This window comes from Variovorax sp. J22P240, assembly GCF_030316855.1.
Lineage (GTDB): Bacteria > Pseudomonadota > Gammaproteobacteria > Burkholderiales > Burkholderiaceae_C > Variovorax.
In genome coordinates, this window is sequence record NZ_JASZYR010000001.1 from 778461 (window position 1) to 800045 (window position 21585).

The 21585-nt window shown below is 63.9% G+C and carries 20 protein-coding genes; 13 read left to right on the forward strand and 7 right to left on the reverse strand.

The window, feature by feature from the left end; genetic code table 11:
- Positions 1 to 39: 39 nt before the first annotated feature.
- Both QTI24_RS03760 and QTI24_RS03765 read left to right on the forward strand, forming a co-directional pair.
- A complete protein-coding gene (locus QTI24_RS03760; protein ID WP_286598415.1) occupies positions 40 to 846 on the forward strand; it encodes a TatD family hydrolase in 807 nt (268 codons plus the stop codon).
- Positions 843 to 1505 carry an ankyrin repeat domain-containing protein gene (locus tag QTI24_RS03765; RefSeq protein WP_286598416.1) on the forward strand — a complete coding sequence of 221 codons (663 nt, stop codon included), beginning with the start codon at positions 843 to 845 and terminating at the stop codon, positions 1503 to 1505. Before QTI24_RS03760 ends, QTI24_RS03765 begins: the two co-directional genes overlap by 4 nt.
- Positions 1506 to 1532: 27 nt before the next feature.
- Here QTI24_RS03765 and QTI24_RS03770 read toward each other — a convergent pair whose 3' ends face one another.
- Positions 1533 to 2891 (reverse strand): class II 3-deoxy-7-phosphoheptulonate synthase, encoded by a 1359-nt coding sequence (locus tag QTI24_RS03770; protein ID WP_286598418.1) that lies wholly within the window; start codon positions 2889 to 2891, stop codon positions 1533 to 1535.
- A gap of 148 nt (positions 2892 to 3039) precedes the next feature.
- Between QTI24_RS03770 and QTI24_RS03775 the strand changes: the two genes are divergently transcribed.
- From QTI24_RS03775 to QTI24_RS03785, 3 genes are read left to right on the forward strand one after another with little or no spacing between them, the layout of a single operon-like run.
- Positions 3040 to 4284, forward strand: coding sequence for a glycerophosphodiester phosphodiesterase (locus QTI24_RS03775; RefSeq protein WP_286598419.1), 1245 nt, complete (start codon positions 3040 to 3042; stop codon positions 4282 to 4284).
- Positions 4263 to 4790 carry a hypothetical protein gene (locus QTI24_RS03780; RefSeq protein ID WP_286598420.1) on the forward strand — a complete coding sequence of 176 codons (528 nt, stop codon included), beginning with the start codon at positions 4263 to 4265 and terminating at the stop codon, positions 4788 to 4790. The genes QTI24_RS03775 and QTI24_RS03780 overlap by 22 nt, the downstream gene beginning before the upstream one ends.
- Before the next feature lie 26 nt (positions 4791 to 4816).
- Positions 4817 to 4948, forward strand: a complete 132-nt coding sequence (locus QTI24_RS03785) for a hypothetical protein (protein ID WP_286598421.1) — start codon at positions 4817 to 4819, stop codon at positions 4946 to 4948.
- A gap of 77 nt (positions 4949 to 5025) precedes the next feature.
- Here QTI24_RS03785 and QTI24_RS03790 read toward each other — a convergent pair whose 3' ends face one another.
- The 3 genes from QTI24_RS03790 to QTI24_RS03800 form a co-directional block, all read right to left on the reverse strand.
- On the reverse strand, positions 5026 to 6783 hold the full coding sequence (locus QTI24_RS03790; protein ID WP_286598422.1) for a tannase/feruloyl esterase family alpha/beta hydrolase: 1758 nt from the start codon (positions 6781 to 6783) through the stop codon (positions 5026 to 5028).
- Positions 6784 to 6918: 135 nt separating this feature from the next.
- Positions 6919 to 8565, reverse strand: coding sequence for an OPT/YSL family transporter (locus tag QTI24_RS03795; RefSeq protein WP_353506083.1), 1647 nt, complete (start codon positions 8563 to 8565; stop codon positions 6919 to 6921).
- An 89-nt stretch (positions 8566 to 8654) separates the two neighbouring features.
- Complete coding sequence (locus QTI24_RS03800; RefSeq protein ID WP_286598425.1) at positions 8655 to 10892, reverse strand: NADP-dependent isocitrate dehydrogenase; 2238 nt, start codon at positions 10890 to 10892, stop codon at positions 8655 to 8657.
- A 212-nt stretch (positions 10893 to 11104) separates the two neighbouring features.
- Here QTI24_RS03800 and QTI24_RS03805 point away from each other — a divergent pair, with 212 nt between their 5' ends.
- From QTI24_RS03805 to QTI24_RS03820, 4 genes are all read left to right on the forward strand, one after another.
- Positions 11105 to 12058, forward strand: a complete 954-nt coding sequence (locus QTI24_RS03805) for a hypothetical protein (protein WP_286598427.1) — start codon at positions 11105 to 11107, stop codon at positions 12056 to 12058.
- Between the two features lie 437 nt (positions 12059 to 12495).
- Positions 12496 to 14676, forward strand: coding sequence for a catalase/peroxidase HPI (katG, locus tag QTI24_RS03810; RefSeq protein ID WP_286598429.1), 2181 nt, complete (start codon positions 12496 to 12498; stop codon positions 14674 to 14676).
- 109 nt (positions 14677 to 14785) lie between these two features.
- Positions 14786 to 15016, forward strand: coding sequence for a hypothetical protein (locus QTI24_RS03815; protein ID WP_286598430.1), 231 nt, complete (start codon positions 14786 to 14788; stop codon positions 15014 to 15016).
- A 220-nt stretch (positions 15017 to 15236) separates the two neighbouring features.
- Entirely contained in the window at positions 15237 to 16121 is an 885-nt protein-coding gene (locus tag QTI24_RS03820; RefSeq protein ID WP_286598431.1) for an SMP-30/gluconolactonase/LRE family protein, read from the forward strand.
- On the opposite strand, the gene QTI24_RS03825 is transcribed toward QTI24_RS03820, so the two are convergent.
- Positions 16118 to 16951 carry an IclR family transcriptional regulator gene (locus QTI24_RS03825; protein WP_286598432.1) on the reverse strand — a complete coding sequence of 278 codons (834 nt, stop codon included), beginning with the start codon at positions 16949 to 16951 and terminating at the stop codon, positions 16118 to 16120. The two genes, QTI24_RS03820 and QTI24_RS03825, sit on opposite strands and share 4 nt — an antisense overlap.
- A gap of 159 nt (positions 16952 to 17110) precedes the next feature.
- On the opposite strand from QTI24_RS03825, the gene QTI24_RS03830 reads away from it, so the two are divergent.
- Positions 17111 to 17740 carry a hypothetical protein gene (locus QTI24_RS03830; RefSeq protein ID WP_286598433.1) on the forward strand — a complete coding sequence of 210 codons (630 nt, stop codon included), beginning with the start codon at positions 17111 to 17113 and terminating at the stop codon, positions 17738 to 17740.
- A gap of 59 nt (positions 17741 to 17799) precedes the next feature.
- Entirely contained in the window at positions 17800 to 18807 is a 1008-nt protein-coding gene (locus tag QTI24_RS03835; protein WP_286598434.1) for a TRAP transporter substrate-binding protein, read from the forward strand.
- Between the two features lie 9 nt (positions 18808 to 18816).
- Here QTI24_RS03835 and QTI24_RS03840 read toward each other — a convergent pair whose 3' ends face one another.
- Complete coding sequence (locus QTI24_RS03840) at positions 18817 to 19407, reverse strand: hemerythrin domain-containing protein (RefSeq protein ID WP_286598435.1); 591 nt, start codon at positions 19405 to 19407, stop codon at positions 18817 to 18819.
- Between the two features lie 107 nt (positions 19408 to 19514).
- On the opposite strand from QTI24_RS03840, the gene QTI24_RS03845 reads away from it, so the two are divergent.
- Complete coding sequence (locus QTI24_RS03845) at positions 19515 to 19997, forward strand: NUDIX hydrolase (RefSeq protein WP_286598436.1); 483 nt, start codon at positions 19515 to 19517, stop codon at positions 19995 to 19997.
- Here the strand turns inward: QTI24_RS03845 and QTI24_RS03850 are convergent.
- Complete coding sequence (locus QTI24_RS03850) at positions 19982 to 21112, reverse strand: glycosyltransferase family 4 protein (protein ID WP_286598437.1); 1131 nt, start codon at positions 21110 to 21112, stop codon at positions 19982 to 19984. The two genes, QTI24_RS03845 and QTI24_RS03850, sit on opposite strands and share 16 nt — an antisense overlap.
- A gap of 277 nt (positions 21113 to 21389) precedes the next feature.
- On the opposite strand from QTI24_RS03850, the gene QTI24_RS03855 reads away from it, so the two are divergent.
- Positions 21390 to 21575: a hypothetical protein gene (locus QTI24_RS03855; protein ID WP_286598438.1), complete on the forward strand. Its 186-nt coding sequence runs from the start codon at positions 21390 to 21392 to the stop codon at positions 21573 to 21575.
- Positions 21576 to 21585 lie beyond the last annotated feature (10 nt).

Genomic DNA, 21585 nt, shown 5'->3' on the forward strand with positions numbered 1-21585 from the left:
ACGCGGTGCGGATGCACCGCCATTCTCGAGAATTCCGCGATGTTCACAGACTCCCACTGCCACCTGACTTTCCCCGAGTTCGCGGACCAGATGCCGCAAATCCGCGCCGCGATGGCTGCCGCCCAGGTCGACCGGGCACTCTGCATCTGCACCACGCTGGAAGAATTCGCCGATGTGCAGGCCTTGGCGTCCGGTTATGACAACTTCTGGGCCTCCGTAGGCGTCCATCCGGACAACGAAGACATCGCCGAGCCCACCGTGGAGGATCTCGTGAGCCGTTCGGCGCTGCCGAAAGTGGTGGCCATCGGCGAGACCGGCCTGGACTACTACCAGATGGAAGAACGCAAGGGCGGCCGAAGCATCTCCGATCTGGAATGGCAGCGCGACCGCTTCCGCGTCCATATTCGCGCCGCCCAGCAGACTCGGAAGCCGCTCGTGATCCATACGCGCCAAGCCTCGGCCGACACGCTGGCGATCCTGAAGGAGGAGGGCGAGGACGGCACCGGCAAGGCAGCCGGCGGCGTCTTCCATTGCTTCACTGAAACCGCCGAGGTGGCTCGCGCCGCGCTGGACCTCGGTTTCTACATCTCCTTCTCGGGCATCCTGACCTTCAAGAAGGCGCAGGATCTCCGTGACGTGGCGGCTTTCGTCCCGCTGGATCGGATGCTGATCGAGACGGACAGCCCTTACCTCGCGCCGGTGCCATACCGCGGCAAGACCAACAACCCGTCGTATGTGCCCTACGTCGCGCAGCAGATCGCCCAGCTGCGCAACTTGCCGGTCGAGACGATCGCGAAGGCGACCAGCGACAATTTCGAGACCCTGTTCGACGGGGTAAAGTCATGATAAATCACTTGAAGAAGTTTCTGTATCTTGCTGTTTTTGCAGCATCTTTATCAACTCAGGCCGGATCGTTCGAAGATTTCTTTCGGGCCGTGCGCTCCGATAACGCGGGCGGCGTGAAGAGCCTGCTCGACCGCGGATTCGACCCCAACACCCGCGACGATAAAGGCCAGACGGGCTTGCTGATCGCAGTGCGCGAGCCGTCGCCGAAAGTGATCCAGGTGTTGCTGGCTTCGCCGAAGACCGACGTCGAGGCGCGCAATGCCAAGGATGAGAGTCCGCTGATGCTCGCGGCCATCAAGGGCCAGCAAGACCTCGTGACCCAATTGATCGAACGAGACGCAGACATCAACAAGCCCGGCTGGACGCCGCTGCATTACGCGGCGACCAACGGCCACACGGCCATCATGCAGTTGCTGCTGGACAAGGACGCCTTCATCGATGCGCAATCGCCCAACGGCTCCACGCCCTTGATGATGGCCGCGATGTATGGGTCGACCGCAGCGGTGAAGCTGCTGCTCGACGAAGGCGCCGATCCGCTCATGAAGAACCAGCTCGGAATGACCGCCACCGACTTCGCCCAGAAGGCGAATCGTCCCGATGCGGTGCAGTTGCTGGGTGCAGCAGTGCGGGGCAAGAAACCCAGCGACGGGAAGTGGTGAAGCGCTTTTCCCGGCCTCCGGCTCGTGCTATCTGCGCGCAGCCTTGAGCACGTCTGCAATCATGAAAGCCAATTCCAGGCTCTGCGACCCATTCAGGCGAGGGTCGCAGGCGCTGCGATAGCGCGCCGACAATCCCTCGTCCGTCAACGCTTGCGCGCCTCCGCGGCATTCCGTGACGTCCTGGCCCGTCATCTCGAAGTGCAGGCCCCCCGGATACGTGCCCTCCTGGCCATGCGCGGCAAAGAAGCCTCGTAGTTCCTGGAGGATGCGTTCGAAGTCGCGCGTCTTGTAGCCGTTGGTCGAGGTCACCGTGTTGCCGTGCATGGGGTCGCAGCACCACACCGGCGTGCGGCCAGCGCGGTGCACGGCGCGCAGCAGCAGCGGCAGTCGCTCGGAGACCTTGTCGCTTCCCATGCGTGCGATCAACACAAGCCGGCCGGGCTCCTGATCCGGGTCGAGCACGTCCATGAGTCGCAGCACGTCATCCGGGCTGGCCGACGGTCCCAGCTTGACGCCGATCGCGTTGCCGACGCCGCGCAGGTACTCGACATGGGCACCGTCGATCTGGCGGGTGCGCTCGCCCAGCCAGAGCATGTGGGCCGAGCCTCCGTACCATTGGCCGGTCCGCTCGCTGAAGCGGGTCAGCGCTTCCTCGTATTGCAGGTGCAAGGCCTCGTGCGAGGTGTAGAACTCCACCGCATGCAGCTGTGGTGCCCGTGAGGCGTCGAACCCACAGGCCTCCATGAACGCCAGCGACTGGGTGATTCGATCCGCGAGTTCCTCGAAGCGCTCGCCCTGAGGGCTCGATCGGACGAAGTCCGCGGTCCACCTGTGCACCTCGTGCAGGTCGGCAAAGCCGCCCTGGGCCAAGGCGCGCAGCAGGTTCAGCGTGGTCGCGGAATGAGAGTAGGCGGTGAGCAGGCGATGGGGATCCGGCTGCCGCGCCTGTGCCGTGAACGCACTTGCGTTGATGATGTCTCCGCGGTAGGAGGGCAGCGTCGCTCCCTCCTGCGTTTCCAGGTCGGAGGAGCGCGGCTTGGCGAACTGGCCGGCAATGCGCCCCACCTTCACCACGGGGCAGGCCGCGGCGTAGGTCAGCACGACGGCCATCTGCAGAATCACGCGGAAGGTGGATTCCACAGGCTCCTGTCCGAACTCGTCGAAGCTCTCGGCGCAATCGCCGCCCTGCAACAGGAAGGCCTCGCCCCGGGATACGGCCGCGAGGCGTTCGCGCAGCTGCGAGATCTCGCCGGGAAAGATGAGCGACGGCAGGGCAGAGAGGCGCCGCTCAGCCTCCTGCAGCGCATCCGTGTCGGGATACGACGGCATCTGCAGTGCGGTGCGACCTCTCCAGGAGGACGGGCGCCAATCTTGCAACTGGATCATGGATGGAACTCCGTGCCTCGCCGATTAGACCAGAGCAGCCAGCGATAGCGACAGGGTGCGACTTCCTCCAGCCGGCGCTACCATGGGTTCACGCGGTTGTCACAAACGGCGCATACCGTTCGCGCCACATCAAAGAGGAGAACCCTTCATGCGCCCTCTGAAGAACGCCTGTGTCGCTCTGCTTGGCATCGGAACGCTGATCGCAGCCACCACGACCGTGGTGGCCCACGAAGAGAACGGGCGCCGTCGCGCCGACAACGCGCCGCTGGTGATCGGACACCGGGGTGGCGCCAACGGCTATCTGCCCGAACACACGCTGGAAGCCTATTCCCTCGGCATCGCGCTCGGCGCCGACTACATCGAACCCGATCTGGTCGCCACAAAGGATGGTCACCTGATCGCGCGCCACGAGCCCAATCTGATCGACACCACCAACGTCAAGAGCCTGCCCCGGTTCGCCGACCGCCGGCGCACCGTCATGGTCGACGGCGTTGCAACGGACGGCTTCTTTGCCAGTGACTTCACGCTCGGCGAGATCAAGCAATTGCGGGCCGTCCAGTCGTTCCCGGAACGCGACCAGTCGTTCAACGGCAAGTTCCAGATCCCGACGCTGGCCGAGGTCATCGACCTGGCAAAGCGAAAGTCGCGGGAAGAGGGGCGTCGCATCGGGATCTATCCCGAGACCAAGCATCCGACCTACCACCAGAGCATCGGGTTGCCCCTGGAGGATCGTCTGCTGGGCGTGTTGAGCGCCGCGGGCTGGAACAACCGCAATGCGCCCGTCTTCATCCAATCCTTCGAGACCGCCAACCTGCGTTACCTGCGCGGCAAGACCAGCGTGCGGCTGATTCAACTGGTCGATGCCAACGACGTGAAGCCCGACGGCTCGCTGGATTTCAGCAAACCCTATGACAAGCCGTACGACTGGGTGGTTTCCAACCGCGACGGCCTCTTCAAGGATCTGTTGACACCGCACGGCCTGCAGGAAGTCAAAGGGTATGCGGACGGCATCGGCCCTTGGAAGCCCTATCTCATCTCGAGCGCGTGCAAGTCGGTGCAGGGCGGTGCATGCGTCGACGTCACGGGCGATGGCCTCGTCGACGATCGTGACCGGGTCCTGCTGCCGTCCACCGACGTGATCGCCAATGCACATCGCCTGGGCCTGCTCGTCCATCCCTACACGTTCCGTAGCGAACAGAAGCGGCTGACCGGCAGTTTCGAAGGCAATGCGGTCAACGAATACCTCGCGTTCTACGAGGCCGGAGTCGATGGCCTGTTCAGCGACTTCGCTGACACCGCCGTCGCCGCACGCGCGATGTTCCTGCTCAAGCACGACCCCGACTACGCGGCTTGCCTCGTCAATGCACGCAAGTGCGAAAGAAGCAACGACTGACCTGGAGCTGTCCGCGCGTACGCAAGCGCCTGATTGGCGTGCCTGCATTGAGGGAGAATCGATGCATGCGCATGTCAATCCAAGAACTCGCATCGGCCGCCGAACAGCGGCGTTCAGAGCGACATCGGCGACAACAGGAGGCGTTCGAGGGGATCGATCTCGATGTGCTCGAAGAAATGCATCGGATGCCATCGATCGATGCCGACCTTCGTGCGGATTTGGCCGACTGGATCGTGCAGGTCAAACGGCAGGTGAAGGTCGATCTCGACCAGAAGGAGGTGAACGCGAGTTCACTGGAGCGTCTGGCGCTGCCCGTCATGGTGGTCGTTTTCGGGGTCGGGAACTGGGTTGCTCAAACGCTGGAGCTGAGCAGGTCGACCTTGGTCCTGCTGCAGATCGTGGCCTTCGGCGTCTGCGCTACGCTGTGGTGGATCGCCAGGTCAGAGGCGCTCGAGGCCATCAAGAGCGTCAGGAAGCGCCAAGCCTTTCTTGGCAAGGTGGAGTAAAATCGCTCCATTCATAGGAGGTTTCTATGAGCCAGGAAAACATCCTCGTTCTTGCCTTTGGCATTCTGGTAGCCGGTAGCGGTATCGGGGTACTGGTACGCGGAATCCTGAACTCGCGCAAGATGCGGCGCGAACTGGAGTCTGGTCACCCTCTCTGAGGGCGGTCTCCCAGCCTTTTCCCCATCCAAACGGACCTCTCGAGGTCCGTTTGCTTTTGGGGCGCGTGCCGGCAGCGCTACCGATGGGGCAACAGCAGTCCGCGCTGCGTCAACGAATTGCGAATGTGCAGCATGTCTCCCGCTTCGACGTCGATATCCCTTGGGCGCGGCGTCTTGCACGTGAAGCTCTCGGCACTGTCGAGGTCGCCGCCATTCTCGTAAACGGCTTGCGCCGGGTACGGGCACACCGGCCGCTGACGAACCACGTTTCCAGTGGCGTCGAACGCGGACGCGACGATCTTCTCCGGCGCCACGCCTTGCTCCACCCACTTCATCACGGCGCTGACCACGTGCGTGTCGGCATTGCGGAACGCCTTCGGTGGCTCCGGTGCGCCGCCGCCGATCGCGCTCGGGCCGGTGCTGCCGCCGCAGTGGCCCACGGCGGGCAGCATGAACAGGCGGTGGTACTCCCGCACCTTGCGCCCGAACGCGAGCGCCGTGGCCTCGACGGCTTGCGGTGACAGGTCGTCGATGAGCCTGTCGGCCACCCTGGGTGGCAGAGACTTCAGCCATTCGAACTGGGTGAGCGCGTAGTAGTAGCCGATCGATCCGTCGGGCGGGACGACCGAGTCGTTCCAGCCGTGGTACTGGATGATCTTGCCACCACGCCGCGTGAATGCGCGCAGGTCCGGGCTGGGCGCCGCGGTGACAGGCGTCAGCGTCTGCTTCACGACGTCGTACACGTTGGAGAAGTTGATGTCGCGCCGCCAGTCGAACGGCGGACTCTCCTGCGAGTACACATAGTGGCCGATGAACGGACCATACCCACCGTTGTCGGCGAACAGAGGACTCCAGTCGGCCTCCGAGCCCAGTCGCGCACCGGTGTAGCGTTGCACGCCGGCTTCGCTGGTGGTTCCCGCGTACATGGCCTTGAAGACCGCAAGCTCCGGCGCAGTGAGCGTGCCGTCGCCGCTCGGCCCAAGGTTGTCGATGTCGAATCGGCATGCGCGCGGATTGGTGATCTGCCCGTCGGCCGCACCGTCGAGCGCATCACAGGCCTGCAGCACGCGTTGCGTGACCGCTTGACGCTTTGCCGTGCTGACCGAAGGCGGCCCGAACGGGGCGCTCGGCGTCAGGTTCTTGCCCGTCCAGAGCAGCCACATCAGCAGGTCGGGGTAGAAGTTCGACGGCGCACCGGCCACGATGCCGTCGAAAAGCTCCGGATAGTTCTGCGCCATCATGAGCGCCTGCCGCCCGCCGTTGGAGCAACCTTCGAAGTACGAGTATTTGACCGGCTCGGCATAGAACGCGTTGCTCAACGCCTTGGCGGCAGTCGCCACCGAGTAGTGCGCTCGCAGGCCCCAGTCCTTGACCTTCTCGGGGCGGTTGAGTGTCCAGGTTGCCGATTCGCCGCCATCGTGGCCCATGTTGCTGCCCGCGCTCACGATGCCGTCGGCCACGTCCTGCGCGAGCCTTGCATACGGAATGGAGCCTGCATAACCCCCGGTGCCGTTGACCTTCATGCGCCTGTTCCAGTCGCCCGCAGACGGTGGCAGCCACACCTCGAACTTGATCTCCGAATCGGAGGAGGGCCGGGCGATGCCCTGTACTCGGCAGAATTGGACTGCAACCGATGCACCGCCGATTACCGCGGGGGGATCGGTCAGGGTTGCCGAAGTGATCGTCGCGTCCGCAGTGGTGACGGCCGTCAGGCTAGGGCAGTCCCAGGCGGCCTGCGCCGTACCGGTCAAGGCTGCGATGCCCAGGACGCACGCCTCGCGCAGGCCAGGTGCGGTGCGAGGCCTGATCCGAAGCACTGTGATGGCTCGATTCATCTTGCTCGTCTCCTTCATGGCGGTGACGTGAGGCGCGGTTCAGCACAGGGGCGCGAGTCTGCTCCGCTCACGCGCAACCAGGAAACAGGGGGTTGTACTTAAGCAGAAGGTTCGACGATGGGTGCGTAGGTGGGCCTAAGCCAACACCGCCACCAAGCTGGCGACGCCGATGCCGACCGCCGCCAGCGCATCGCCGGCGATCAACCCTCCACCAAACAGCGAAGCACTGTTCATGTCCTCCGGCACATCGCGCCGAGCGGGCACACGCGCCGCCCACAGGCTGCCTGCAACCCCGCCCGCGCCAAACCACAGGGACGTAGGCAGGTTGACGAAGCCGCCGAAAGACAGCGCATAGGGCGAAGGCAACACGATGGCATCGAGCACGAAGGTGTGCGGGCGCAGCCACTTGCGAAGTACCTCCAACGCCACGCCGGCCGCAATGCCCACGCCAATGGCTGTCCGCTGGAACGGCAGGTCTTCGGTCAGGCTGCGTAGCACGCCCACTAACTTGTACGTCATGGCCGAGCTCCACGCGGCCGGTTGCTGGTCGGCCTTCAGCACCGTCTGATCCTGCAGCAGGACCGGATAGGCCGCCATGAACAGCCGCGCGAAGACCACCGCCAGCATGGCGCCCACGACGATGCCCAGCACCTGGTAGCGGAACTGCATCACGCGTGGAGTGCCGAGTCGCCAGCCGGTGGAGCGGTCCTGCTGCATGTCGCAGGCCACGCTGGTCGCCACCAGCAACACCGCGCCGGCCATCAGGCCCACGCCGGGGTCGCGCAAGCCCAAGGCGGCGAGGATGACGATCGTCACGACGAATGCGGAAGAGATGGGATTGGAGTCGCTGACGCCGACCGAGATGCCGTTGACCAGCGCAAAGAGAAAGACCAGCGTCACCGCGACCACGAGGTAGAGAAGGGGCTGTCCCAGGAGCCAATGGCCGCTGGCCACGGTGGCGGCCGCCCAGAAAAGCACCCACCCCACGAGGTGCGTTCGGTCGATGCGCCGCCAGTCGTCGGCGACTGGCGGCGGCGCTTTGCGTTCATCGTGCCGCTGCGCGCGCGGCAGGGCTCGCGCGAAGATCAGCGCCATGTCCACCAGCGCTGCGCCCATGATCGTTCCCAGTGCAATGAGGAACATGATCTTGCGCGGCGGGTCGCCGGTCTGTAGCCAGCCGATCGAGACGAAGTACGGTTGCAGTGCCACGCCGATCACGCCCCCCATCACCGCCGGGATGCCGATGCGCGCGCCGACGACGAGTCCCGCGCCGAAGGTGGACGCGGAGAGTCCGATGGCGCCCAGCAACGGCAGGCGGGCCGAAGCGAGTCCCGCCATCAATCCGACAGTCAATCCACCACCCAGTTGCCGCACCGAGCGACGCAACAACATGGGGTCGGTCAGCGCGCGCAGGATGTTGGCGACCGCAAGCCCGGAAGGGAAGGCCAGGCGCATGCGGTCCACCAACACTGGCGTATAGAGCATGCCGACGCCGACGCCGAACATGCCGACACAGGCCAGGTACAGCACCATCTGCCAGGCCGGCGGCTGCGGCAGGCCCATCCACGCCATGGCCTGGAGCAGCACGCCCATCCCGCTCATGCTGGCGACCGAGGCGGCTGCAGTCTGGATGTAGTTGGCCCCGTGGCGCCCGGCCGCGCCGTAGCCCGCGGTGACGGCGGAGCCGAGCAGGCCCGCCAGGACCTGGCCGCCCACGAAGAAGCCGAGCGAGAAATTCATGTAGGCCGCAGTCACCCCGGCCAACGGTCCCAGGACCAACATGCCCGTACCCGCCAGGAGCAGGTGGTAACGCCAGCTGCCCTCGATGGGCAACCAGCTCCAGCGGGCACCTTGGTCTGGGTGGGGAGACCTCAACCCACCGCTGCCGCCAGCGTCGCGTTGAGCGTTGCGCTGGGTCGCATCACCGCTTCGGTCTTGCCCGCGTCTGGCAGGTAGTAGCCGCCGATGTCGGCCGGCTTGCCTTGCACGGCAGCCAACTCGTCCACGATCTTCTTTTCATTGGCTGCCAGCGCCTCGGCGAGCGGCTTGAAATGAGCGGCCAGTTCCTTGTCTTCGGTCTGGTCGGCCAGGGCCTGGGCCCAGTAGAGAGCCAGGTAGAAGTGGCTGCCCCGATTGTCGAGTTGACCGGTCTTGGGCGAGGGACCCTTGTTGTTGTCCAGCAATTTGCCCGTGGCAGAGTCGAGTGTCTTGGCCAGCACCTTGGCCTTGGCGTTGTTGTTCTTGATGCCCAGGTCTTCCAGACTCACGGCCAGGGCGAGGAACTCACCCAGTGAATCCCAGCGCAGGTGGTTCTCTTCCACCAGTTGCTGCACGTGCTTGGGCGCCGAACCGCCGGCACCCGTTTCGTACATGCCGCCGCCGGCCATCAGCGGCACGATGGACAGCATCTTGGCCGAGGTGCCCAGTTCCATGATGGGGAACAGGTCGGTCAGGTAGTCGCGCAGGATGTTGCCGGTGGCACTGATGGTGTCCAGCCCGCGCACCACGCGCTCCAGCGTGTAGCGCATGGCGCGCACCTGGCTCATGATCTGGATGTCCAGACCGGCGGTGTTGTGCTCGTGCAGGTACATCTTCACCTTGGTGATGAGTTGCGCCTCGTGCGGCCGGTAGGCGTCCAGCCAGAACACGACCGGCATGCCGGAGTTGCGCGCGCGCGTGACGGCAAGCTTGACCCAGTCGCGGATGGCGGCGTCCTTGACCTGGCACATGCGCCAGATGTCGCCGGCCTCGACGTTCTGGCTCAGCAGCACCTCGCCCGTGTTGAGGTCGGTGATATTGGCCACGCCGTCTTCGGTGATCTCGAAGGTCTTGTCGTGCGAGCCGTATTCCTCGGCCTGCTGGGCCATCAGGCCGACGTTGGGCACGGTGCCCATGGTCTTGGGGTCGAAAGCGCCGTGCCACTTGCAGAAGTTGATCATCTCCTGGTAGATGCGGGCGAAGGTGCTCTCGGGCATGACGGCCTTCACGTCCTTCAGCCGGCCGTCGGCGCCGTACATCTTGCCGCCGTTGCGGATCATCGCGGGCATGGAAGCATCCACGATCACGTCGTTGGGCGAATGGAAGTTGGTGATGCCCTTGGCGGAATCGACCATGGCCAGTTCAGGGCGGTTCTCGTGGCAGGCGTGCAGGTCGCGCCGGATCTCGTCTTGCGTGCTTTGGGGCAGGGTGGCGATCTTGTTGTACAGATCGACCATGCCGTTGTTGACGTTGACGCCCAGTTCATCGAACAGCTTGGCGTGCTTTTCGAAGGCCTCGCGGTAGAAGATCTTGACGCAGTGGCCGAACACGATGGGGTGCGACACCTTCATCATGGTGGCCTTCACGTGCAGCGAGAACATCACGCCGGTCTTGTGGGCGTCCTGGATCTGCCGCTCGTAGAAGTCGACCAGCTCCTTCTTGCTCATGAACATGGAGTCGATCACCTCGCGCTCGAGCAGGGAGACCTTCGGCTTGAGCACGATGGCCTTGCCGCTCTTGGTGATCAGCTCCATCTTCACGTCGCGGGCCTTGTCGAGCGTCATCGACTTTTCGCCGTGATAGAAGTCGCCGTGGTGCATGTGCGAGACGTGCGAACGCGACGCCTGGCTCCACTCGGCCATGCTGTGCGGATTCTTGCGGGCGAATTCCTTCACCGCATTGGGCGCGCGACGGTCGGAGTTGCCCTCGCGCAGCACCGGGTTCACCGCGCTGCCGATGCACTTGTTGTAGCGCGCACGGATCTCTTTCTCCTCGTCCGACTTCGGGTTTTCGGGGTAGTCGGGAATCTTGTAGCCCTTGTCCTGCAGTTCCTTGATGGCCGCCTTCAGCTGGGCCACCGAAGCGCTGATGTTGGGCAGCTTGACGATGTTGGCGTCGGGCCGCAGCGTCAGCTTGCCCAGTTCCGCCAGGTTGTCGGGCACGCGCTGCGCCTCGGTCAGTGCTTCAGAAAACTGGCCCAGAATGCGGGCGGCCACCGAGATGTCGCTGGTCACGACGTCGATGCCCGCCGGTGCGGCGAAGGCCTTGACGATGGGCAGCAGCGAGGCGGTCGCGAGGCGAGGGGCCTCGTCGGTGAGGGTGTAGATGATCTGGGAGCTTTTGGCGGTCATGGCAGCCTTGGGATGGGTTGAACAACGCAGTGCCGCCCGCCAGCATGGCAGACGGGGTTGCGAACTGCCGAACTTTAGCAAGTTGAGACGGGAGTTTCCGGCGTCGCGAAGTTTTGGGAGCTCTGACCACCTTTGAAGCAGGTCTCGCGCGTGACTTCGGGCGAAAGTCCGGGATCCTAGAATCGCCGACCTCTATTCAGGGGGAACCGACCGTGACCGCACCCTTTCCGACAGTGCCCGCCTTGTGCGGGCCGCTGCGCCAGCCTCGGCAGATGCTGGCAGACCAGCGCTACGACGGCCATAAATCGATCCATGACGATGCCATGGCCGAAGGGCTGGGACTGCGCGCGGGGCCGATCGAAGGGCCCACGCATTTCAGCCAGTTCGATCCGCTGCTGTATCACGTGTTCGGCAAGAGCTGGTTCGAAACCGGCTGCATCAGCGCGCACTACCAGAACATGGTGGTGGAGGGCGAGGAGGTCCGGGCTTTCGCACAGCCGGATCCCGCGCAGCCCCATTTCGTCCGCATCCACGCAGAAAAGCGCGACGGCACGCCGGTGCTGACCGGTACGGCGTCCGTCGGCGACGCCGATGGTCTGCCGCACGAACTGCGGCTGCGCATCGCCAAGTTGCGCCCGCCGACGGGCTTGGTGATCAATCGCGACCTCAGGGTCGGGCAGCGCGGCGCGGTGGTCGAGAGGGTGCGCATGGGCTTCGATACCCACATGGGCGACCACTATCCGTTCACCCTGGCCGACAAGCTCAAGGTCATCACCGAGCCGAGTCCGTGGTACACGCGGGAGTCGGGTGCCGAATCGCCCTGGGGGCGCCCGATCATCCCGACCGAGATGATCAGCGTGCTGCTGGGCTCAACATCTGCTCAAGCAGGCCTGAGCGGGCGCAAGCCAGCGGTCGGGCTCTTCGCCGGCCAGGAGATCCGCCTCATCAACGGGCCGCTCTTCGTCGACCAGGACTACGAGCTCGAGCGCGAGATCATCGCGCTCAGTGAGAGCGCACGCACCGAATCGATCTGGGTCCGCACCCGCGTCTTCGATGCGGCATCGCACACGTTGGTGGCTGAAATGATCCTCAACGGCGCGGTGATGAAAGCGTCCTACCCGGCCTACGAAAGCGAGGCGCGCGCGTTGGCCGGGCTCAAGGACTGAGCGGCTTCGTTCGAAGCTTCACGCTGCCTGTTTTTGGGGCAACGCGTGGGGAGCCAAGCCTGGAGTCGATCCATGAGGTTCTTCATCGCGTTGTCCACAGGTCTGTCCACGGGGGACGTGGAGAACATTGCAGCGGCTTCCTTTGTTCGGTTCAGCGCTGGACTTGCTCGGATCGGTGGTCACGAATTCTTTCGAAAGGCCGCGCCCGCCGCAGACCAAGCTCCGACAGTTGAGACGAATACAATGTATATTATGTCAAATGATGGATTGAGCGATATAGGGAATGGCAGGCGCTGCACCCCACCCCGCCTGCCACCATTGCGGCCACGGTCCGTCAACGTGGGAATGCACTATGGGCGTCATAGGCAAAGCATTTGCCCTATTCGTGCGTGCAGCACCAGAATGCACAGTTCCCATCAATGAACTGGAGACTCCCCATGACCCAGAATCCCGAAGCCAAGTGCCCCGTCCACCATGCAGTGGGCCGCGGCACCGTCAATCACCACTGGTGGCCCAACCAGTTGCGGGTCGACCTGCTTCACCAGCATTCCTCCAAGTCCGATCCGATGGGTAAGGACTTCGACTACGCGAAGGAGTTCAAGAGCCTCGACTACGAGTCGCTGAAGAAGGATCTGAGTGCGCTGATGACGGACTCCCAGGACTGGTGGCCGGCGGACTTCGGCCATTACGGGCCTCTGTTCATCCGTATGGCCTGGCACAGCGCCGGAACCTACCGTACCGGCGACGGGCGTGGCGGCGGCGGCCGGGGCCAACAACGCTTTGCGCCGCTCAACAGCTGGCCCGACAACGTCAACCTCGACAAGGCCCGGCGCCTGTTGTGGCCGATCAAACAGAAGTACGGCCGCAAGATCTCGTGGGCCGACCTGATGATCCTGACCGGCAACGTGGCCCTGGAGTCCATGGGCTTCAAGACCTTCGGGTTCGCCGGCGGCCGCCCGGACACATGGGAACCCGACCAGGACGTCTACTGGGGCAACGAGACCACCTGGCTCGAAGACAAGAGATACACCGGCGACCGCGACCTGGAGAACCCGCTCGCGGCCGTGCAGATGGGGCTGATCTACGTCAACCCCGAAGGCCCGAACGCCAACGGCGACCCGGTCTCGGCGGCTCGGGACATCCGCGAGACTTTCGCCCGCATGGCGATGAACGACGAGGAAACCGTCGCCCTGATCGCCGGCGGCCACACCTTCGGCAAGACCCACGGCGCGGGTCCGGCGACGCTCGTCGGCTCAGCACCTGAAGCGAATGATCTGGAAGAAATGGGCATGGGCTGGAAGAGCACCCACGCCAGCGGCATGGCTGGGGACGCGATCGGCAGCGGCCTGGAAGTCACCTGGACCCAGCAGCCGACGAAGTGGACCAACCTCTTCTTCGAGAACCTGTTCAAGTTCGAATGGGAGGCGGTCAAGAGCCCGGCTGGTGCTGGACAGTGGCAGGCCAAGAACGCACCAGCTGACATTCCGCATGCGCACGACCAGTCGAAGAAGCGGCTGCCGACCATGCTGACCACCGACCTCTCGCTGCGCTTCGACCCAGCCTACGAAAAGATCTCCCGGCGCTTCCTCGAGAACCCCGACCAGTTCGCCGACGCCTTCTCGCGCGCCTGGTTCAAGCTGACCCACCGCGACATGGGTCCGCGCTCGCGCTACCTGGGCCCGGAAGTGCCGAGCGAAGAGCTGATCTGGCAGGACCCGATCCCGAAGGTCGATCATCCCCTGATCGACGACAAGGATGCCGCGGCTCTCAAGGCCAAGATCCTGGCCTCGGGCCTGTCGGTCTCGGACCTCGTGCTGACGGGCTGGGCGTCGGCCTCCACCTACCGCGGCTCCGACATGCGCGGCGGCGCCGACGGCGGCCGCATCCGCCTGGCGCCACAGAAGGACTGGGAAGTCAACGAGCCGGCCAGGCTGGCCAAGGTGCTCCAGACGCTGGGAGGCATCCAGGGCGAATTCAACAAGGCGCAATCCGGCGGCAAGAAGATCTCGATGGCCGACCTGATCGTGCTGGCCGGCTGCGCCGGCGTTGAGCAAGGCGCCAAGAACGCAGGTCATAGCGTGACGGTGCCCTTCACCCCCGGCCGCATGGATGCGTCGCAGGAGCAAACCGACGTGGAGGCCATGAAGGTGCTCGAGCCGGTGGCTGACGGCTTCCGCAACTACCTCAAGAAGGACTATGCGATTCCCGCCGACGCACTGCTGATCGACAAGGCCCAACTGCTGACGCTGACGGCGCCCGAGATGACGGTGCTGGTGGGCGGCATGCGCGCGTTGGGCGCCAACGTCGGCGCCACCAAGCACGGCATCTTCAGCCAGAAGGAGCACGCGCTGACCAACGAGTTCTTCGTCCGCCTGCTTGACCTGAACACGACCTGGAAGGCCGTGCCCGGCGAGAACAACGTGTACGAGGGAGTTGAACGCAAGTCGGGCGAGCGCATGGGCAGCGCGACGCGCGTGGACCTGGCCATCGGCTCCAATTCAGTGCTGCGCGCTCTGGCCGAGGTCTACGGCAGTTCGGACGCGCAGGAGAAGTTCGTGAAGGACTTTGTCTCTGCGTGGACCAAGGTGATGAACCTTGGCCGCTTCAACGTGGTTTAGACAATCCTCGTTAACTGGACCTGGCAGGAGGCCAACGAAAGGTTCGCCTCCTGCCTTTTCGCAAACTGACGCCGCTACGCCTATGCAGCCAAGCGCGCAGGAGACAACGATGACGGCCAGCTATGTGGAAATACAAGGCGCCCAGGCGGATATTGACCTCTGGGATGGGTTGATCACGGATCAAAACGCCCTCATCGGCGTCATGATGCAAAAGATGTCCCAAGCCGGATGCACGGATGCAGCATGGCTCGACGAGCGAATCACGGAGGCGGAAAGTATCGAGAATCGCTTGGTCGTCGGACTCGACCGCGCCCAGCGCCGATTGCGGGCATTGATCTAGACATCCCGCTTGGCGGAAATCAGCCTAGAACCGGAACTCGACGGAACGATGTCCTCCGCCGACGGCGACCGTGCGGGTTTGCCGCTTCTTCCCCTGAGGTTCAGCCTCGACTGTGTAGCGGCCATCCGGCAGGTCGATGAGGCAGATCGGACCCCTGAGGAACATGGCCCCTGTCAAGCGAACCGATACTGCGCCCTCCCCCAGCTACGGAGCCCCCACCTTGTCAAGCACCGTCCGCGTCGTCATCAATGCCCGTGACCAGTTGGGTGAGACACCGTTGTGGTGTCCGCGCACCGACAAGGTCTGGTGGATCGACATCGAGCGGCCCAGGCTCCAGTCATTCGACGAACGCACCGGAAAGCATGAAGTCCATCCGTTCGAAAGCACCTTCGCGGGTAGTCTTGCGTTGCATCGCGAAGGCGTGTTTGTCGTCGGACTCGACAACAGTCTTCATCGGTTCGAACCCGCGACTTCGACCTTGAACCGGCTCGTCGAAGTGGAATCCGCCGACAAGCGCACGCGATTGAACGACGGCCGCTGCGACCGGCGCGGCCGCCTGTGGATCGGCACCATGGACGCGGCCATCCAGGAGCCACTCGGAAGCTTCTATCGCGTGGATCCTTCGGGCGCCGTGCACCGGCTGTTCAACGACATCATCGTGACCAATTCGGTCACGACCTCACCCGATGATCGAACGCTGTACATGTCCGACACGCGGCGTTTCAAGATCTGGGCGTTCGACCTCGATCCTGACGATGGCGTTCTGTCCAATCGCCGGGTCTTCGCCGACTACGCGAGCGAAAAAGGAAGGCCCGACGGCGCCTGCGTGGACAGCGACGGATGCGTCTGGAATGCCGTGTTTGCCGGGCATCGCGTGATCCGCTATACGCCCACCGGCAAGGTCGATCGCGTAATCGAGCTTCCGGTGACGAACCCGACGTGCGTGTGCTTTGGCGGCCCGGACCTGAGCACCCTCTACATCACCACGGCGACCAAGATGATCGCGCCAGAGATCCTCGCCAATGAACCGCTGGCAGGCGCACTCCTGGCGCTGGATGTCGGTGTGAAGGGCCTGCCCGAAGCGATGTTCGGCGCAGCGGACTAGCGGCCGACCTTGGCGCGCCGTTTGGTGACGATGTTGCCCCAGGTGCCGACGTTGGCCGACTTCAGCAGCGCAGAGGAATTGCCTGACACCACAAGTTCCTCCGCAGCAGCCAGAAGTGCCGGGCCGAACTGGATCATCCGCTTCAGGGTGAGCCGGGCCGAGGGGCCGGCGATGATGACGACGCCCGTCGTGGATTCGTTGGCGCGCTTGATGGGCGCGGCCATCGAACTCATCCCGGGCGCATAGGCGTCCTGGATGATGCTGAAGCGGCGCTTGCGATGCTCGTCCAGGATCTTGAGTAGCGCCTTCATGCTCGTGGGTGCATTGGGACCGAAGTCCTTCGGCTCGCCGATACCCTGCCGCGAGACGTATTCGATCGCCACGTCTTCCGGCAAGGTCATGAGCCACGCCTGCCCTGCCGCGCTGCATGACAGTCTCAAGTCGATGCCCATGTCGGGGTCATACAGCAAGCCGGATTTCGCGCCCTGGGCCTTGGCGACGAGTGTCAGCCGGTCGCCATCCACGATTGCGAGGCGCACGAGCTCGCCGGTGGCTTGTGCCAGTCGATCGATCACCGGCTGGGCAATGTCGAGAACGCCTGACTTGCTCAGGAAGCTGAGTCCCATCGACGCCATCTTGGTGGTGAGCGCGTAGTCGCCTCGCTGCGGCATCTGGCGCACATAGCCGTAGCGAATGAGTTCCTGCAGCGCACGGTGACAGCCGCTGCGCAACTGGTTCAGGTCCGTGGAAATCTGCACGAGGGCGACACCGTCGGGGTAATCGGTGAGGTATTCGAGGATGTCCAGCGATTTTTCGAGAGCTCCGCTCATGAAATCTTGGCCTTGTGCTTTCAAAATTTGAATGCTATAGAAAATTTGAATGTCTTTCAACTTTCTGACATCATCCGCCCCACTCAATCGGAGGCACAGAATCCAATGTCCTTACTTGGAAGAGCAGCGCTGGCCATGTGGTGGGAGATGGACCCCGCCATGAAGGCGGAGTTCGAAGACTGGCATTCCCACGAGCACTTTCCGGAGCGGCTCGGGATCCCGGGCTTTCGCCGCGGCTCCCGCTGGACGGGCGCGAGCGGTGGCGAGGGCATCTTCGTCATGTATGAACTGGAGGCGCACGGAACGCTGTCCTCGCCGGCCTATCTCGAGCGCCTGAATGCGCCGTCGCCATGGTCGACGAAGATGATGCCGCACCACCGGGACATGGTGCGATGCCAATCGCACGTGCTGGAGACCCGCGGCGGCGGCGTCGCGGGGCAGGCCCTGACCGTGCGCCTCTCGCCCGCCACCGGGCGAGACGATGAGCTTCGATCGTCGCTCGCATCTCTGATCTCGACACTCGTGTCGCGGCCCGGCCTCACGGGCGCGCACCTCCTCAGGCACGAGACGCCGCCCATCGCCCAGACGACGGAGCAGAAGATCCGAGGCTCTTCCGACCAGGTGGCCGACTGGGTCTTCGTCGTCCTCGGCTACGACCCATCGGTACTCGAAGCGCTGACGAGTTCGGACCTCAGCGAACAGTCGCTCGTGCGGCTCGGCGCTGCGCCCGGCCAGACCAGCGACAGGTTTTTGCTGTCGTACTCGGCCACGCCAGCCGACGTCAGCTGAGACGCCAGCGGCGCCCACCGGCCTGATAGCCCATTACCCGCATAGACAGGAGACATCGCATGAAACTTCGCAGCCTATTCACCTTCGTGGCACTCGTTGCAGCCTCTGCCGGCGCGTCCGCGCAGACCCAGGAGCAGATCATCCGCTTCGGCCACGTCGTGCAGGCGGGCCATCCGATCTCGCTGGCGACACAGAAGCTGGGCGAGATCGTCGCGGCCAAGAGCGGCGGCAAGATGCGGGTGCAGGAACTCGGCGGCGGAACGGTTGGCGGCGAGCAGCAGCAATTGAGCGCCGTGCAGGGCGGCGTGCAGGACATCACCCTGCCCTCCGCAACCGTCATGGGCGCGGTGGTCAAGGAGTTCACGTTGCTGGACGTGCCCTTCTCCTTCAGCAAGGCCGAGCAGGTCGATGCGCTTCTTGCAGGCCCCTTTGGCCAGGCACTGATGGCCAAGCTGCCCGAGAAGGGCCTGGTCGGCCTGGCCTTCTGGGAGACGGGCTTCCGCAACTTCACCAACAGCCGCAAGCCGATCGTCAACATCGAAGACCTCAAGGGCCTGAAGCTGCGCGTGATCCCGAATCCGCTGTTCATCGAAAGCTTCGGCGCGCTCGGAACGAATCCGGTGCCGATGCCCTTCCCAGAGTTGTATGGCGCCCTCGAATCAAAGGCGATGGACGCTCAGGAGAACCCGTTCAGCGTCGTGCTGACCAGCAAGTTCTACGAGGTGCAGAAGTACATGAGCGTCACCAACCACGTGTACACGGCCAACCCGGTGGTGATCAGCAAGAAGGTCTGGGACAAGCTTTCGCCAGCCGACCAGAAGATCATTCAGGACGCGGTGACCGAAGCCGGCGCGTATCAACGCAAGCTCAGTCGCGAGGCATCGTCGGGCGCCCGCAAGGAACTCGAAGCGAAGGGCATGCTCGTCAACGATGTGCCGCAAGCGACCCTGAACAAGATGCGTGAGTTGACCAAGCCGGTCGCGGACAAGTTTGCCGCGTCCTATGACCCAGCCCTCGTCCAGCTCTATCGAACCGAACTGGCGAAGGTGCAGGCGGCCATCCAATGACGATCGCGGTCAGACATGCGTCGTCGCCCCCAGGCCGATCGGTGCGGGCACCGCGTTGACGATGCGCGTGAAGAGTGCGTCATAGTCCGGCTCTGGTTCGCAGCCGGTTAACGGATCGCGGTTGGCGCCGAACGCCTCGTCGAGATCCTGCCAGTCGTCCGGCGTCAATACCTTCTCGGCCAAGGGCAGGATCTCCCGCTCCTCCAATGCCATGTGCGCAAAATAGAAGTCGACATAGCGTTCGACGGCCTGTTCGAACGCTTGCCTGCGCGCCTCGCCCAGCATCTCGAACGCCAGCAAGGCATGTTCGACCTCGCGGATCCTTCGCTCTCCGCGCGCGTGATCGTCGTCCAGCCGATCGAGCAATTCGCGCGAAAGGGGAGTCCGTGCCCGTAGCTTCGGAAACAGCAATTCGGACTCCTTGCGGTGATGCCGCTTTTCGGGAAACTCGTCGACGTAGAAGAGCATGGCTCGCAAGGCGGCAAAGTCGGGCAATGTGCCCTGTCGACGATGCTCGGCCAGTAGCAGGAGGATCGAGCGAAGCATGGCCGAAAGAGCCGAGTGCTCCTCGCGAATGATTCTGGTGGTCATGTGTGTCATTCAAGTCTCCGGTGGATGGCTCCCCTAGCCTCTCACCTCGTGGACCCGACAACCTTGTCGTAGATCAAGGGATCGCTTGGGCGTGCGCATGATGATCCAATGCGCCCATGCCAAAGCGAAGCGCGGGTCTGCTCATGTACCGCCGCACCGGCGGCTTGCTGGAGGTGCTGCTCGTGCACCCGGGCGGGCCTTTCTGGGCTCGTCGGGATGAAGGCGCCTGGTCCCTCCCCAAGGGCGAGTACGCGATCGAAACCGAGAGCGCGCTCGACGCGGCGAAGCGCGAGTTCGCCGAGGAAACCGGCTTCGCTCCCGGATCACCGCTTGCCGCGCTTGGCGAGACGCGCCTGCGCAGCGGCAAGATCATTTCAGCCTGGGCATTCCCGGGAGACTGCGACCCTGCGGACATGGTCTCGAACACCATGGAAGTGGAATGGCCGCCCCGCTCCGGAAAGCTCACGACCTTTCCGGAGGCCGATCGTGCGGCATGGTTCACGACGGAAGTGGCGCGTCTGCGCATTCACCCCGGGCAGCGCGTCTTCATCGAACGGCTGGAAGCCCTGGCCTTCGAGGGATGTCAAGGCAGGTCTTGAAGTGCGTCTCCCTGGCCTTCAGGAATAGATCGCCCGGCGTCAAACACACGGCGATACGCAGCGAGGTAGTTCGTGACCATCTTCTTCGCCGAATAGTGCGAGGCGTTCAGCAACCCCAAGGCGCGCATCTCGTCAAAGCGCCCTGCCGCCTGCTCGATGGCACGCGCCATGGCTTCGGGATCGTGGGGATCCACATAGCACGCGCCCAAACCTCCGATCTCATTCATGGGTGTGAGGTCCGATGTGAACACCGGGCAACCACAGGCCTGCGCTTCAATCAGTGGCCAGCCGAAGCCTTCCTGGAGCGACGGAAACAGCAAGGCGGCGGCCCGGCCGTAGAGCGCGCGCAATTCCTGATGCGACAGGTCTCGCAAGGCGGTGATTCGGTCCGCAACGCCATGCTGCGATGCCAGGCGCGCCAGTTCGGGAGACAACTGCGGGCCGACGAGAACCAGGCGATCGACCACGGGGTCCGCACCGGATTCGGCCGCCCGCCGCTGAAGTGCAATGAACGTCTCCACGACCGCCTTGCGGTTCTTTCGCGGCAAGTCCATGCCGACATGGATGAGATAGCGGTCGCTCGCGGCCAGCCCTAGGCGACCGATCAACTGCTGGGCCTCGCCCGGTCGCAACAACGAGAAGTTGTCGTTCAACCCGTTGAGCACCGTCGTCACACGCTGGTTGTTCGCAAGTTGCAGGCCCAGCAGTGCGCGCTGGGTCGCGTTCGAGACGCACGCAATCAAGTCAGCCTTTGCCAGGCCCGAGGCAATGAGGCGCTGGAACAAACGCCCAGTCCAGGCGACATTCCACCCCGCAACCATCCCTTTCGCTGCCTGGACGGCAATGACGTCGTGGCAGGTAATGACGGTCGGCTTGCTTTTCACCCACTTCACGTACATCCCGTTGGAGTGATCGCAGATGTGCACCACGTCTGCCCAACGAGCCTGCATGACGAGGCTGGGGATGAAAAGGACGTACTTGTCGATATACCCGAGCCACTTCCACAGGCGGGAATTCGGCGCCACCCGCTGCAGGCGCCGCGGCGGCGTGACCACGCGCAGCTCGCAGCCATGTTTGGGAAGTTCGCGCTCGAGTACGCGGCTGAAAGCCTGCATGCTGGCTTGGCCGTCCGGCACATAGTTGCCTACGAGTAAGACTTTCATCGAGCGATGGACCTCTCGAGGTTGGTGTGGTGCGGCATCGCAACTCGTTGGCTTGTACTACTTCGGAATTACATTTGGCGTCGGAAATCTGTACCCGAACAGGCAATCCTTCGCCTACACGGCGCCGTATGTCGGCAGGCGCCGAAGACGCTTCTTCAGTCATGCGGTCCGCAGCCCGCGATGAAGGGACAGGGACCATGTCTACACTCTGCACGCCGAACTTGAAGGCATGAACCTCATGCCGGCCTTCGAGCGTCTGTTGCTAGGCTGGAAGGCGCAGGGCCATAGCCTGGTCGCCCTCGGCGATCTCGCGGCAGCGACCGAACTGTCCGATCTTTCGCGACACCTGCTGGTTCAAGGTGAGGTCGCGGGACGCTCCGGATTGCTCGCCGTGCATGGCGCCGCGTGGCGCTGAGGCGGCTTGT

Excerpts from the sequence above, each read along its gene's own strand:
- QTI24_RS03760 (WP_286598415.1), top strand. The coding sequence starts at position 40 with ATGTTCACAGACTCCCACTGCCACCTGACTTTCCCCGAGTTCGCGGAC.
- QTI24_RS03765 (WP_286598416.1), top strand. The coding sequence starts at position 843 with ATGATAAATCACTTGAAGAAGTTTCTGTATCTTGCTGTTTTTGCAGCA.
- QTI24_RS03770 (WP_286598418.1), bottom strand. The coding sequence starts at position 2,891 with ATGATCCAGTTGCAAGATTGGCGCCCGTCCTCCTGGAGAGGTCGCACC.
- QTI24_RS03775 (WP_286598419.1), top strand. The coding sequence starts at position 3,040 with ATGCGCCCTCTGAAGAACGCCTGTGTCGCTCTGCTTGGCATCGGAACG.
- QTI24_RS03785 (WP_286598421.1), top strand. The coding sequence starts at position 4,817 with ATGAGCCAGGAAAACATCCTCGTTCTTGCCTTTGGCATTCTGGTAGCC.
- QTI24_RS03790 (WP_286598422.1), bottom strand. The coding sequence starts at position 6,783 with ATGAATCGAGCCATCACAGTGCTTCGGATCAGGCCTCGCACCGCACCT.
- QTI24_RS03795 (WP_353506083.1), bottom strand. The coding sequence starts at position 8,565 with ATGTTGGTCCTGGGACCGTTGGCCGGGGTGACTGCGGCCTACATGAAT.
- QTI24_RS03800 (WP_286598425.1), bottom strand. The coding sequence starts at position 10,892 with ATGACCGCCAAAAGCTCCCAGATCATCTACACCCTCACCGACGAGGCC.
- katG (WP_286598429.1), top strand. The coding sequence starts at position 12,496 with ATGACCCAGAATCCCGAAGCCAAGTGCCCCGTCCACCATGCAGTGGGC.
- QTI24_RS03815 (WP_286598430.1), top strand. The coding sequence starts at position 14,786 with ATGACGGCCAGCTATGTGGAAATACAAGGCGCCCAGGCGGATATTGAC.
- QTI24_RS03825 (WP_286598432.1), bottom strand. The coding sequence starts at position 16,951 with ATGAGCGGAGCTCTCGAAAAATCGCTGGACATCCTCGAATACCTCACC.
- QTI24_RS03830 (WP_286598433.1), top strand. The coding sequence starts at position 17,111 with ATGAAGGCGGAGTTCGAAGACTGGCATTCCCACGAGCACTTTCCGGAG.
- QTI24_RS03835 (WP_286598434.1), top strand. The coding sequence starts at position 17,800 with ATGAAACTTCGCAGCCTATTCACCTTCGTGGCACTCGTTGCAGCCTCT.
- QTI24_RS03840 (WP_286598435.1), bottom strand. The coding sequence starts at position 19,407 with ATGACACACATGACCACCAGAATCATTCGCGAGGAGCACTCGGCTCTT.
- QTI24_RS03845 (WP_286598436.1), top strand. The coding sequence starts at position 19,515 with ATGCCAAAGCGAAGCGCGGGTCTGCTCATGTACCGCCGCACCGGCGGC.
- QTI24_RS03850 (WP_286598437.1), bottom strand. The coding sequence starts at position 21,112 with ATGCAGGCTTTCAGCCGCGTACTCGAGCGCGAACTTCCCAAACATGGC.
- QTI24_RS03855 (WP_286598438.1), top strand. The coding sequence starts at position 21,390 with ATGAACCTCATGCCGGCCTTCGAGCGTCTGTTGCTAGGCTGGAAGGCG.